This window comes from Sandarakinorhabdus sp., assembly GCF_051860625.1.
In the GTDB taxonomy this organism is placed as follows: Bacteria; Pseudomonadota; Alphaproteobacteria; order Sphingomonadales; family Sphingomonadaceae; genus Sandarakinorhabdus.
The window spans coordinates 1-11,148 of the sequence record NZ_JBHYDQ010000023.1 but is presented as its reverse complement, the minus strand read 5'-3'; the positions used below and the strand labels follow the sequence as shown (position 1 = coordinate 11,148).

The following is an 11,148-nucleotide window of genomic DNA, read 5'->3' as shown; positions in this document are numbered from 1 at the left end:
TTCGGCGAGCGGTTCATCAGGGCCATGGCGGCGTAATGTTCAACCGCCCGCCCGCACACGAAAATCCTTACAGTCCCCTGATTCATGGCGCTGCGTCAATGCACCGTGCCCGCAGCCGCCACGCCAGCACCAGCATCAACACGCCGAACGCCGCGGCATAGGCGCCGATCCACAATGCCAGCACGATGACGCCCGCGATGGGCGCCATGAACAGCAACACGCCCCACACCACCGACAGCAAACCGCCCAGGATCATCCACCAACGGCCGGCCACCCGATCCAGGCGGGGATGCCCGCCACCAACAGCGCACCGCCGGAAAACACCGCCCACACTGACACCAGCAGCACGAAACTCATCAAAGCCAGGCCGGGCAACAGCGCCGCAACGCCGCCAGCCAGGATGCTGAGCACGCCTTCGGACACCAGCAAGCCCCAACGCTCACCGGCCCGCGCGGCGCGTACGGCTGCGATGATGCCGATCACGCCATCCATCAGCATGTAGACGGCAAATACCAGGATCAGCGACTGCAGGGCCAGCATCAGCAGCGTTACGCTGACCGCGCCGATCGCGATGGCCAGCACGCCGCGCACCATCATCCAGCGCCAGTTGCGCGCCGAGCAATCGGTCATTGCCTGGCCGGCGCCGGGCGCGGGCGGAACAGGTGGTGCGTTATCGGCTGTCATGGAGCCCGTCTCCCGTTTGCGGCGGCAGTCGTTCGATCTCCACGTCACTGCGCCGCAACGTCTCGCGCAGGATCATGTCTTCGCTCTGCGATTCCTCGATCACATGCACTTCGCCGGTCACCCGGTAACGGACGACCAGTATCTCTTCGAACACTGGAATGATCGTCACCTCGTCGGCCTGGCGCAGCGCGGGCGGCACGTCCTCCACCCGGTCCACCGCGATCCGCTCCACGCGGATGCGCGTGCTGCGCAATGTCACCGACTGCCGGGTCGGCGCGCTGCTTACGCGCGTGGAAATGCGCACTCGGCCGGTTTCGACCCGGCGAACACCCACATGCATTGTTTCGTGCACGACCGGCAGCACCATCATGGTGCCGCCGTCCACTGCCCCGCAGCTGGTGTGGCCTGCAGCAGGGGCGGTTGGGTCAGCGACGTCGATCATCGCCGCCAATCGGGGTGCCGTCCCTGTCCACATCCACTTCGGTGTGGCGCACATTGGCTTCGACGCGCTGCGTGTAGGTCTCGGTGCCCTTGCGCACGATCACTTCCTCGACCACGCGCGCCGATTTGCCCACCACGGCTTCTTCGCCCCGCTCGGTCACTTCAATGCTGTTGTCGCGCAACAGATTGTCGGCTTCTTCGGGCGGCAATGCCCGATCGGCCTGCCGGCGCTGAATGTCCACGCGCTCGCGCTGCAGTGACACATCTTCCGACACCGGCTGTTCTACCACCCGCGTGCGAACCGTGACGTTGCTCAGATCGACAACGCGCTTGCCAATGTCCAGCTCTTCCTGAACGTTCGCCGGTCCGTTCACCAGAGTCCGGCCGTTTGGCCGGCCTGGCCTGTGTTGATCCCGTGTCGCGATGCTGCGTGGTCGAACGCAGCACGGGCTTGCCGTGGCAGATGTCGATTTCGTCGATGTCCACAACGCCCTGGTCTTCAAGCTTCAGCGCGACCACGCGCTTCTGATTCAGATCGATCAGCATTTCGGTGATCTTGCCGATCGGGTGGCCAGCGCGATCGCACAGCGTCTGGCCGCGCAAATCCATGTCGTCATCCTCCAGCTGCCAGTCCTCCAGCGTGGAAAGCTACTCGATATCGTGCTTGCTGCCGCGTTGCGGCGTGTTGCGATGGTCCCCAACGCGTCAAACCGGCCAATGTTCCGATGTTTTTTGCAAGGCCGGGGCCGATCGCGCAGCCGGGCAACGCGACGCCCGACGCAAAAGGGTCAGCGCCGCACGCTGGAAAGCCGGGATGATCGGTGCGGCCGGCAAGGCGGCGGCGGGGACAGCAGGCGCGCACCATCGCGCGTCCAATCGGCGCCGCTGACACGGCACCGCCATGGTGGCCGTGTCACGGCCAGATCGCCAATCGCTATGATCTGCCCCCCGCTTAGGGGAAGAGTGGTGCGGCCAAGAAGACTCGAACTTCCACGGCCTTTCGGCCACAACGACCTCAACGTTGCGCGTCTACCAATTCCGCCATGGCCGCACACGATGGAATGGGGCGAGGCCCCTTCGGCAGAGGGCGCGGGTAGCAGGGGTGCAGGCCGCGTGCAAGGGGGGATTGCGGGCTGAAAGAGTGGGGGCTGCCCATCAAATGACGGGCAGCCCACAAGCCTCAATTATATTTGCGCAGTTCGTTCTTGGCGATCGCCTGGCGGTGCACCTCGTCCGGGCCATCGGCAAGGCGCAACGTGCGCTGCCCGGCATAGCCGCTGGCCAGGCCATAATCCTGGCACACGCCGCCGCCGCCATGCGCCTGGATCGCCATGTCGTGGATCATGCAGCTCATGTTCGGCGCCACCACCTTGATCATCGCGATCTCGTTGGCCGCGGCCTTGTTGCCCACCGTGTCCATCATGTAGGCGGCCTTCAGCGTCAGCAGCCGCGATTGTTCGATGGCGATACGCGCGTCGGCGATGCGTTCATGCCACAGGCTGTGCTCCGAAATCGCCTTGCCGAAGGCAACGCGGCTCTTCAGGCGCTTGACCATCTTTTCCAGAGCGCGTTCGGCGGCACCGATGCTGCGCATGCAGTGGTGGATGCGGCCTGGCCCCAAGCGCCCCTGCGCGATTTCAAAGCCACGGCCTTCGCCCAGCAGCATGTTGGCCACCGGCACACGAACGTTATCAAGGATCACCTCGAAATGGCCGTGCGGCGCGTCGTCATAGCCGAACACACTCAGCGGGCGCAGCTTGGTAATGCCCGGCGCATCCAGCGGCACCAGCACCTGGCTCTGCTGGCTGTGGCGCGGTGCCGACGGGTCGGTCTTGCCCATCACGATGGCGATGGTGCAGCGCGGATCGCCAACGCCGCTCGACCACCATTTGCGGCCGTTGATCACATATTCATCGCCTTCGCGACGAATGCTGGTCTCGATATTGGTGGCGTCCGATGAGGCCACCGCCGGCTCGGTCATGAGGAAGGCCGAACGGATCTCGCCGGCCATCAGCGGCTTCAGCCAGCGCTGCTTCTGCTCCTCGGTGCCATAGGTACGCAGCACTTCCATGTTGCCGGTATCGGGCGCCGAACAGTTGAACACTTCGCTCGACCAGCCAGCGCGACCCATTTCTTCGGCCAGCGGCGCATATTCCAGGTTGGTCAGGCCGGGCCCTTTCCACTCGCCCTTGTCGTGGTCGCAGATGTTCAGGAACAGGTTCCACAGCCCGGCTTCGCGCGCCTTGGGCTTCAATTCCTCGATCAGCGGCAGCACCTTCCAACGTTCGCCTTCGCGCACTTCCTGATGGTAACGCTCCTCGTTGGGGAAGATATGCTGGTCCATGAAGCCGCGGACCTGCTCGATCAGGTTCTTGGTCTTGTCGCTATATTCGAAAAACATCGATCTTCCCCTTCAATGGACCCTTGTGTTGAACCACACGCTGTCACGCCCCGGCTTGCTTGGCCACTGGCAAAAAGGAAAGAGCGGGGGAATGCGTAGCCGCACCCGATGAGGAGAGACGATGAACCTGATCGAGCATGCACTGGCGGCCCTGGTCATCCAGGCCATCGTCGGCCTGATCACCCGCAACTGGTGGCTGGGGGCCATGCTGGCCTGCGGCTATTTCATCGGGCGCGAAGTGGCCCAGGCCGAATATCGCTGGATCGAACAGTTCGGCGACGGATTGCGCGTCAACCTGCCGTGGTGGGGCGCGCTTGATCTCAGGGTCTGGCCCAGGGCCGATCAATGGGCGGATTGGCTCGGCCCGATCCTGGCCACCGGCCTGGTGGCGTGGCGGATGCACCGATGATTGGCGCGCGCCCCCTGCGCCAGCGGCCATCGCTTCACCTTCTGTCCACAATGGCAGATGCACAGCCATGTGATGGACTTCTCACCTGCCGCCCTATCCGCCAGCCCGCATTGGCGCCGCTATCGCCGCTGGTGGCAGGGCGGGGCCGCTGTCGTCGGTATGCTGGTTGGCGCCTATGTGGTGCAATATGTCGCCAAGGGGTCGTTCTGGAAATCGACGTTCGAACGCGTAGTGTCGCAGCGCGCCGGGCGTGACGTGCGGGTGGCCGGCGATTTTCAACTCTATCTGGCGCCCGATATCCGCTTCCGCGCCGAAGGCCTTACCATCGCCAATCCGGATTGGGCGGATGCTGAAAAGTTCTTTGCCGCACGCCGCATTTCGGTAGATGCGCCAATCTGGCAAGCGCTGTTGGGCGATCTGACCATCGAAGATGTGTCCGTTGATGGCGCGATGCTCAACCTGCAGCGCCGCGCCGACAAGACCAACACATGGACCTTCAGCGGCGGGCCGCTCGAGCTGCCCGACATCAGCCGCGCCGCCGCCACCGACAGCCGTGTCACGCTGATCGATGCCGCCGCCGATACGCGCATGGAATTCACGCTGGGCACGTTGGTTGGCACTGCGGACGCCGGGAGCCAGCGCATCGACGGTCCGCTGGCGTTTGCCGGCAAGGGCAGCACCCACGGCGCCGCGCTGCGCATCGATGGCCGGTTGACCACGCCCAACCAGGCTGCGGCCGGCGGCAAGCTGGGGCTGGAACTGGCCGGAACATTGGCGCGCACGACCTTCACCGTCACCGGCACCTTGCCCGGCGCGACCCGGCTGGATGGTGCCAATCTGCGTGTCACCGCCAAGGGCCGCAATCTCGCCGATCCCGGCCTGTTGTTCGGCATCGCGCTGCCCGCAACCCGCTCCTACAGCCTTGCCGCGAACCTGACCAAGACGGATCGTGACTATCGCTTCACCAAGCTGAACGGCCGCATCGGGGACAGTGATCTTGCCGGCACGCTCAGCATCACCACGCCCGAAACCACAAAAGCGCGCACCAAGGTTGCCGGCGTGCTGACGTCGGATGTGCTGGATATCAAGGATGTCGGCCCACTGATCGGCTATGATCCGGCGCGGATCGAGGCTGGGCAGGGCGTGGTCACCACGGTGGCTGGCCGGCCGCGCCTGTTGCCCGATGCGCCGTTGGCCACGCAGGCGCTCGATGCCTTTGACGCCAGCATCGATTATCGCGCCAAGGCGGTACGCACCGGCAAATTGCCATTCACCAATCTGCGGCTGAAACTGGGCCTGGACAATCAGTTGCTCAGCCTGGCGCCACTGGCGTTCGACGTTGCCGGGTCCGGGCGCCTGATCGCCCGGATCGCCATCAATGCGCGCACGCCGGCCGTGCGCACTGATTATGATGTTCGCCTGACCGAGATCCCGCTCGGCAAATTGCTGACCGGCTTCAAGGTGGAGGATGCTGGCACCACCGCGTCGCTACGCGGCCGGCTGAAGCTGCAGGGCGTCGGCGACACGGTGCACAAATCGCTGGCCAGTGCGACAGGCCGTATTGCGCTGGTGGTACCCAGCGGTACCTTGTGGGTCCGCAACATCGAGCTGGCCGAGCTTGATCTCCAGAATTTCCTGACTGCGCTGATCGGCAAGAAACTCAAGGAGAAGCGCGACATCAATTGCGGCATCATCGCGTTCACGGTGACCGGCGGCAAGGCCGTGGCCGATCCGATCCTGATCGATACCGACAAGGCGGTGTTCCGCGGCCGCGGCGGTTTCAACTTTGGCGATGAGGCACTGGCGATGTCGCTGGAAGGCGACAGCAAGCAGTTCAGCCTGTTTTCCGGGCAATCGCCCATTGGCATCAACGGCTATTTCGCCGATCCGAAGATCAATCCGATATCGGGCGAACTGCTGGCGCGCGGCGCCGCCGGCCTGGCGCTGGGCATCTTCGCCACCCCGCTGGCCGCGCTGGCTGCGTTCATCGATCTGGGCGATGCCAAGGATGTGATCTGCATGCCGATATTGGCCGCCAAACGCGACACCGTCCGCAGCCGCGCAACCAACGCCAAGGCGAGGAACTGAAATGGTGCCGGATGAGGGGATTGAACCCCCGACCTTCGGTTTACAAAACCGCTGCTCTACCGCTGAGCTAATCCGGCCCCCAATTGCTGCTTGGCTGCGCATAGCCGGCCAGCGCGCCGAACTCAACAGCCGTTGGCGCAGACCGGATCGGGCGACCACCACACGATGCGGGCGATGGTGCCGCCCTGGTCGGTGCGCGGATCGGTGGCGATCATGTTGATGCGCCCCTCTGCTGGCGCCATCACCGTCTCCAGCAGCGTGCCGAACGCGTCGCGCACTTCGGCCAGCGGCTGGTCCTTCTTCACCAGCGCGCCCAGCGGCAGCAGCAGCCGTGCCCAGCCGGCTCTGGTGGCGCGCGCCGCCACGATGTCGTTGGCCACGAATAGGCTGGCCGGCGGCGGCGCCACCTTGCCGGGCAGCATTTTCAACTCGCGCATCAAATTCAGCAGCCCGGCCTCACCGCGCGCGATCATGGTGTCGTCAAACATCTCGGGCCGGCCCAACTCCAGTGTGATCGCCGGCACGCCATCGTCGGTCAGGGTGTTTTCCACCGTGCCACGCTCGCCCTTGTCCATCTTGATGATGTCGGGCGCCACCAGCTCGGCCATGCGCCGCGTGCGCGGGCTGCTGGCAAAGGCATACATCAGATAGGCAGTGCCGCGCGATTGCGTATGCAGATCGACAGCGCTGTCAGCATTGGGGCGGATCAGGCCCTGCCACAACCGGTGCGCAAAGCCGGCAACCGCGCTGCTGCCGGGCTTGCCCGGCATCTCGCGGTTGAGGTTGGGCGCGCTGCGGGTCCAGTCCGGCGTCCACTGCCGCGCGGATTGCAGCAGGCCGGGCGGGTTCAGCCCCGGCACAAGCGTGACTGTGCCCGCCAGCCTGGCCGGATCGATGCTGGCCGCCAGCCGGTGCAGCACGGCAATGCCGTTCAGCTCATCGCCGTGGATACCGGCGGTCAGCATCAGCCGCGGGCCAGGCTGCGCACCCTTGATGACCACCACCGGCACCAGCCAGGGCTGGCCCACCGGGCTGGGGCCAGCGCGAAACCAGTAATGCTGCACGCCGGCGGTGGTGATGTCGCGCACATCCAGCGCATCGATGATCGGCACGCCGTCCAGACTGCCCACGGCCTGCGTGTCGGCCGCCGCCGGCACGGCGAACAACAGCGCGATTACCAATCCCCAAATGTGCATTACGGGATATCAGACCCTGCTGGGACGTCAGCAATGATGCGCAGCGCGTGGATGCGGTCCGGCGCCACCAGCTCCCCCAGCGCAGCGTACACCGCGCGCTGCCGCGCCACGCGGCTCATGCCTGCAAACGCCGCCGCACTGATCTTCACGGTGAAATGCGATTCGCCATCCTCGCCGCGGTGGCCGGCGTGGCCGCGATGCTGATGGCTGTCATCGATCACCTCCAGCGCAGTGGGCGCCAGGGCCTCGGTCAGTCGGGAGGTGATTTCGGTGCTCAGTCTGCCCATGCGGTCTCCTGTCCGTACAGGTTTACCGCGCGCCGGCGCGCAGCGCAAACCGAGCAGGGCAAACCGATCAGGCCAGCACGCGCGGCGCCCGCAGCCGCCGCCGCCGCAACGCGGCGCCGGTCAGGCCAAAGCCAGCCAGCAACATCGCCCAGGTTGCCGGTTCCGGCACGGCAGGCAACGCGGCCGTGGTGATGCCGGCATATTCCACATTCGGTTGGGAAAAATTGTAGAAGCCGAAGGCGCCGTTGCTGAATGTGCCGTTGATGTTGAACTGTTCAACACCGTCTACGTTCACCGTTACGTTGCTGGCGGTGAAATCGATCTCGAACAGATATTCGACATTATTGACCCAGCCTGTGCTGCCCAGTGTGGCAGCGCGCGCCAGCTCGGTCACACCGGCACTCGGCAAGTGACACCAGCCGGCGTTGCTGTTCGGCAGGCCAGCCGTCACCCGACTGATGGCCAGGCCCACCGGGGCGCTGCAGCCGCCCGACGACTGCGTGACCTTCTTCCAGTCGATCAGCAGGAAGTCGGTGGTGCTGGCGGTGAGATCACCCGACTTGAAGCCGAGCACAAAGCCGATGAAATCATCGTCACTGAAAGAGGGGTAATGCCGCATGGTCCCGCGCAGACGAGTGCCCTGGGCATTGCCGGGTCCAAAAAACACTGTTGGCAGGGCAGTGTTGACCGTCTGGCGCACGCTGTTGTTGCCAGCCTGCACCACCCAGTTGCCGCTGCCCTGCGCCGTCCAACTGGTGAGATCAACCGGCACGTCGACGGCAGCCAGTGCTGGCGCGGCAAGCAGCGCAGCGGCCGCGATGGTGGTTATGGTCGCCTTCATGTGTTTCCCCCTGCCCATTTTTCAGATAACCCACCACGATTCGGATCGGTATAAATATAGTAAATAATTCCGGTCATTAATTGTAAAAATCCGACACGATGCGGCGAAGCGTGGGCAACGGCCGGCCACCCGGTTCGTGGGCTGTTCCACTGGCTGTTTCGCTGGCGGATTGCGGCAACCATGCCCATATGCGCGGCCGCCGCGCTGCTGATATGCAGTGGCCAGAAAGGACGCCCGCCATTTCCAACCCGAACAATACCCGTCACAGCCGCTGGCACGGCCGGGTAGAGCGCGCCGAGCCCGCCAGTTGCGACTGGCCCGGCTGTACTGCCTTTGGCGAATTTCGCGCCCCGCGATCCAATCGCGTGCCCGGCGACATTGGCGGCTGGCAGTTCCTCTGCCTCGATCATGTCCGCGCCTTCAACGCCGGCTACAATTATTTCGATGGTCTCAGCCCGGATGAAATCCATGCAGCACAATCGCCGTTGGCCGGGTGGGAGAAAGAGGCCGTACGCGGCGGCCGGATGGCCTTTACCTTCGGCGATCCGCACGGCTTGTTCAGCGATGGCACAGTCGGCGGTAAGCCTGCGACACAGGCGCCACTTCGCTGGGCAGCCAAGGGGGATGCACAGGCGCTGGGCGCGCTGGGGCTTGACCGCAGCGCCACGGCAGTGGACATCCGCCGGGCCTATCGCGCGCTGGTGCGTCGGTACCACCCTGACAGCAATGGGGGGGACCGTGCCCAAGAAGGCAAGTTGCAAGCTGTGGTGAGCGCCTTTACGCACCTGAAGGCAGCGCGTGATTATCAGATGGAGTCGAACAAGCCGTGAATGATATGCACGAAACGCCCCCGGTGGCGATGGACGCCCCCGATACCACGGTGGACGCTCGCGAGGTCTTTGGTGTCGATGTCGACATGAAGGTTCCGGCCTTCAGCATTGCAGACGAACGCGTGCCCGATCTCGATCCGGCTTATGTTTTTGATTCGGATACGACACTGGCCATTCTCGCCGGCTTTGCCTTCAATCGCCGCGTGATGATCCAGGGCTATCATGGCACCGGAAAATCCAGCCATATCGAACAGGTGGCGGCGCGGCTCAACTGGCCGTGCATCCGCATCAACCTCGATAGCCACATCAGCCGGATCGATCTGATCGGCAAGGATGCCATCGTGCTGCGCAATGGATCGCAGGTCACCGAATTCCGCGAAGGCCTGCTGCCCTGGGCGCTGCAGACCCCGACAGCCTTAGTCTTTGACGAATATGACGCCGGCCGCCCGGATGTGATGTTCGTCATCCAGCGCGTGCTGGAGGTGGAAGGCAAGCTGACGTTGCTGGATCAGAACCGTGTCATCCGCCCATCGCCCTGGTTCCGCCTGTTCGCCACCGCCAACACGGTGGGCCTGGGTGACACCACCGGGCTGTATCACGGCACCCAGCAGATCAATCAGGGCCAGATGGACCGCTGGAGCATCGTCACCACGCTGAATTATCTGCCGCACCATACCGAGACTGCCATCGTGGTCGCCAAGGTGCCGCAGTTCGACAATGACGCCGGCCGCAAGACCGTGGCGAACATGGTGCGTGTTGCCGACATGACCCGCGCCGGCTTCATGGCGGGCGACATCTCCACGGTGATGAGCCCGCGCACAGTGATCACCTGGGCCCAGAATGCACAAATCTTCGGTTCGGTCGGCTTCGCGTTCCGGCTGTCGTTCCTCAACAAGTGCGACGAAGCCGAACGCGGCATTGTCGCCGAATATTATCAACGTGTGTTCGGCGAGGATTTGCCGGAAAGCGTGGCGGTGAAGGGCAAGCGCTGAGCCTTTCCATGTTGCGACAAGGCAAGCGCGGGCACTATGGCCGAGCATGAATTTTTGTGCCGGTTATCGAACAACATGCGCTGGCTGCCCAACTGCAGTCGGGTGATCACCGCGTTGCGTTTGATCGTGTCATCGTTGCCCAGGAACGGGCCGAAAATCTCATCCTTGGCACCGGACATCCGATATTTGTCGGCTTTGGTTGCAAAAATCTTTGTCAACGATGGAAAATCCGGCAGCTTTCGGTTTCAAGACGATATTCTCGACGCCAGAATGAATGATGATAGCGTCTGGACTTGATGCCCATCACCATGCCACAATTTTAACAATCGCCACGGGCTGCAAAGCCCCACAAGAATGGCATGGGAAATGAACCGCTTCGCCACCAAACCGAGCAGACCGCAATGAGTATCCGCCCTGCCCGCATGGAAGATGCCACTGCGCTGGCCGCCATCTATGCCCCGGCCGTGCTGCACGGCACCGCCAGTTTCGAACTCGACCCGCCGTCGGCCGCCGAAATGGCCACCCGGTTGATGAAGGTGAAATCCCACGGCTGGCCCTGGCTGGTGCACGTGACGATGGGCCAGGTCGATGGTTATGCCTATGCCAGCCAGTTCCGCGATCGGGCTGCCTATCGTCATTGCGGCGAATGCAGCGTCTATGTCGCTCCCGACGCCCAGCGCACCGGCATCGGCCAGGCGCTGCTGATGGCGGTCATCTCGGAAAGCCGCAGCGCCGGCTTTCGACAAATGATCGCGGTGATCGGGGATTCCAGCAACGAAAGTTCAATCGGGCTGCACGCCTCGTGCGGCTTCGAACGGGTCGGCCTGCTCCGCCAGGCGGGCGAGAAATTCGGCCGCAGCCTTGATATCGTGATGATGCAGCGCAGCCTGATCTGAACACGGCCTAGGCTCCGTACTCAATAAGGTCTGGCGCTGACTGATGTTTGCTGATTCAAGGCTGTTGGAAGGGAGCCTTGGAT

The 11,148-nt window shown here is 63.8% G+C and carries 15 protein-coding genes, 2 tRNA genes and 1 pseudogene; 5 read left to right on the top strand and 13 right to left on the bottom strand.

The window, feature by feature from the left end:
• Nucleotides 1–82: 82 nt before the first annotated feature.
• The 7 genes and pseudogenes from ACTIEZ_RS15230 to ACTIEZ_RS15200 all read right to left on the bottom strand — a co-directional run bounded on the left by ACTIEZ_RS15230 (nucleotide 83) and on the right by ACTIEZ_RS15200 (nucleotide 3,526).
• Nucleotides 83–256, bottom strand: coding sequence for a DUF308 domain-containing protein (locus ACTIEZ_RS15230; RefSeq protein WP_439547539.1), 174 nt, complete (start codon nucleotides 254–256; stop codon nucleotides 83–85).
• The gene (locus tag ACTIEZ_RS15225; protein ID WP_439547538.1) at nucleotides 253–684 is read right to left on the bottom strand and encodes a DUF308 domain-containing protein; all 432 of its coding nucleotides are present in this window, start codon (nucleotides 682–684) and stop codon (nucleotides 253–255) included. Before ACTIEZ_RS15225 ends, ACTIEZ_RS15230 begins: the two co-directional genes overlap by 4 nt.
• Nucleotides 671–1,126 (bottom strand): YsnF/AvaK domain-containing protein, encoded by a 456-nt coding sequence (locus ACTIEZ_RS15220; protein ID WP_439547537.1) that lies wholly within the window; start codon nucleotides 1,124–1,126, stop codon nucleotides 671–673. The genes ACTIEZ_RS15225 and ACTIEZ_RS15220 overlap by 14 nt, the downstream gene beginning before the upstream one ends.
• Nucleotides 1,110–1,499, bottom strand: a complete 390-nt coding sequence (locus ACTIEZ_RS15215; protein ID WP_439547536.1) for a YsnF/AvaK domain-containing protein — start codon at nucleotides 1,497–1,499, stop codon at nucleotides 1,110–1,112. Before ACTIEZ_RS15215 ends, ACTIEZ_RS15220 begins: the two co-directional genes overlap by 17 nt.
• 118 nt (nucleotides 1,500–1,617) lie before the next feature.
• Nucleotides 1,618–1,734 (bottom strand): annotated as a pseudogene (locus ACTIEZ_RS15210) (PRC-barrel domain-containing protein); the annotation flags it as partial.
• 355 nt (nucleotides 1,735–2,089) lie between these two features.
• Nucleotides 2,090–2,176, bottom strand: a tRNA-Leu gene (locus tag ACTIEZ_RS15205).
• Between the two features lie 129 nt (nucleotides 2,177–2,305).
• On the bottom strand, nucleotides 2,306–3,526 hold the full coding sequence (locus ACTIEZ_RS15200) for an acyl-CoA dehydrogenase family protein (protein WP_439547535.1): 1,221 nt from the start codon (nucleotides 3,524–3,526) through the stop codon (nucleotides 2,306–2,308).
• Nucleotides 3,527–3,647: 121 nt separating this feature from the next.
• On the opposite strand from ACTIEZ_RS15200, the gene ACTIEZ_RS15195 reads away from it, so the two are divergent.
• Entirely contained in the window at nucleotides 3,648–3,935 is a 288-nt protein-coding gene (locus ACTIEZ_RS15195) for a hypothetical protein (RefSeq protein ID WP_439547534.1), read from the top strand.
• On the top strand, nucleotides 3,936–6,023 hold the full coding sequence (locus ACTIEZ_RS15190; RefSeq protein ID WP_439547533.1) for an AsmA family protein: 2,088 nt from the start codon (nucleotides 3,936–3,938) through the stop codon (nucleotides 6,021–6,023). It begins immediately after the preceding gene.
• A 2-nt stretch (nucleotides 6,024–6,025) separates the two neighbouring features.
• Here the strand turns inward: ACTIEZ_RS15190 and ACTIEZ_RS15185 are convergent.
• The 5 genes from ACTIEZ_RS15185 to ACTIEZ_RS15165 form a co-directional block, all read right to left on the bottom strand.
• Nucleotides 6,026–6,100 (bottom strand) — tRNA-Thr (locus ACTIEZ_RS15185).
• 45 nt (nucleotides 6,101–6,145) lie between these two features.
• Complete coding sequence (locus ACTIEZ_RS15180; RefSeq protein WP_439547532.1) at nucleotides 6,146–7,219, bottom strand: succinylglutamate desuccinylase/aspartoacylase family protein; 1,074 nt, start codon at nucleotides 7,217–7,219, stop codon at nucleotides 6,146–6,148.
• Nucleotides 7,219–7,506, bottom strand: a complete 288-nt coding sequence (locus tag ACTIEZ_RS15175) for a BolA family protein (protein WP_439547531.1) — start codon at nucleotides 7,504–7,506, stop codon at nucleotides 7,219–7,221. Before ACTIEZ_RS15175 ends, ACTIEZ_RS15180 begins: the two co-directional genes overlap by 1 nt.
• A 67-nt stretch (nucleotides 7,507–7,573) precedes the next feature.
• The gene (locus ACTIEZ_RS15170; protein ID WP_439547530.1) at nucleotides 7,574–8,347 is read right to left on the bottom strand and encodes a PEPxxWA-CTERM sorting domain-containing protein; all 774 of its coding nucleotides are present in this window, start codon (nucleotides 8,345–8,347) and stop codon (nucleotides 7,574–7,576) included.
• On the bottom strand, nucleotides 8,344–8,535 hold the full coding sequence (locus ACTIEZ_RS15165; protein ID WP_439547529.1) for a hypothetical protein: 192 nt from the start codon (nucleotides 8,533–8,535) through the stop codon (nucleotides 8,344–8,346). Before ACTIEZ_RS15165 ends, ACTIEZ_RS15170 begins: the two co-directional genes overlap by 4 nt.
• Here ACTIEZ_RS15165 and ACTIEZ_RS15160 point away from each other — a divergent pair, their 5' ends adjacent.
• Nucleotides 8,536–9,177 carry a DnaJ domain-containing protein gene (locus ACTIEZ_RS15160; protein ID WP_439547528.1) on the top strand — a complete coding sequence of 214 codons (642 nt, stop codon included), beginning with the start codon at nucleotides 8,536–8,538 and terminating at the stop codon, nucleotides 9,175–9,177.
• A gap of 5 nt (nucleotides 9,178–9,182) precedes the next feature.
• Nucleotides 9,183–10,169: a cobaltochelatase subunit CobS gene (gene cobS / locus ACTIEZ_RS15155; RefSeq protein ID WP_439547540.1), complete on the top strand. Its 987-nt coding sequence runs from the start codon at nucleotides 9,183–9,185 to the stop codon at nucleotides 10,167–10,169.
• Here the strand turns inward: cobS and ACTIEZ_RS15150 are convergent.
• Nucleotides 10,112–10,387, bottom strand: coding sequence for a hypothetical protein (locus tag ACTIEZ_RS15150; RefSeq protein ID WP_439547527.1), 276 nt, complete (start codon nucleotides 10,385–10,387; stop codon nucleotides 10,112–10,114). The two genes, cobS and ACTIEZ_RS15150, sit on opposite strands and share 58 nt — an antisense overlap.
• A gap of 183 nt (nucleotides 10,388–10,570) precedes the next feature.
• Between ACTIEZ_RS15150 and ACTIEZ_RS15145 the strand changes: the two genes are divergently transcribed.
• Entirely contained in the window at nucleotides 10,571–11,065 is a 495-nt protein-coding gene (locus ACTIEZ_RS15145) for a GNAT family N-acetyltransferase (RefSeq protein WP_439547526.1), read from the top strand.
• The last annotated feature ends 83 nt before the right edge of the window (nucleotides 11,066–11,148 follow it).

Bases quoted from the DNA above. Each gene is read 5' to 3' on its own strand.
- ACTIEZ_RS15165 (WP_439547529.1), bottom strand. From the start codon at position 8,535: ATGGGCATGGTTGCCGCAATCCGCCAGCGAAACAGCCAGTGGAACAGC.
- ACTIEZ_RS15170 (WP_439547530.1), bottom strand. From the start codon at position 8,347: ATGAAGGCGACCATAACCACCATCGCGGCCGCTGCGCTGCTTGCCGCG.
- ACTIEZ_RS15200 (WP_439547535.1), bottom strand. From the start codon at position 3,526: ATGTTTTTCGAATATAGCGACAAGACCAAGAACCTGATCGAGCAGGTC.
- ACTIEZ_RS15220 (WP_439547537.1), bottom strand. From the start codon at position 1,126: ATGATCGACGTCGCTGACCCAACCGCCCCTGCTGCAGGCCACACCAGC.
- ACTIEZ_RS15180 (WP_439547532.1), bottom strand. From the start codon at position 7,219: ATGCACATTTGGGGATTGGTAATCGCGCTGTTGTTCGCCGTGCCGGCG.
- ACTIEZ_RS15145 (WP_439547526.1), top strand. From the start codon at position 10,571: ATGAGTATCCGCCCTGCCCGCATGGAAGATGCCACTGCGCTGGCCGCC.
- ACTIEZ_RS15225 (WP_439547538.1), bottom strand. From the start codon at position 684: ATGACAGCCGATAACGCACCACCTGTTCCGCCCGCGCCCGGCGCCGGC.
- ACTIEZ_RS15175 (WP_439547531.1), bottom strand. From the start codon at position 7,506: ATGGGCAGACTGAGCACCGAAATCACCTCCCGACTGACCGAGGCCCTG.
- ACTIEZ_RS15195 (WP_439547534.1), top strand. From the start codon at position 3,648: ATGAACCTGATCGAGCATGCACTGGCGGCCCTGGTCATCCAGGCCATC.
- cobS (WP_439547540.1), top strand. From the start codon at position 9,183: ATGCACGAAACGCCCCCGGTGGCGATGGACGCCCCCGATACCACGGTG.
- ACTIEZ_RS15160 (WP_439547528.1), top strand. From the start codon at position 8,536: ATGCGCGGCCGCCGCGCTGCTGATATGCAGTGGCCAGAAAGGACGCCC.
- ACTIEZ_RS15230 (WP_439547539.1), bottom strand. From the start codon at position 256: ATGATCCTGGGCGGTTTGCTGTCGGTGGTGTGGGGCGTGTTGCTGTTC.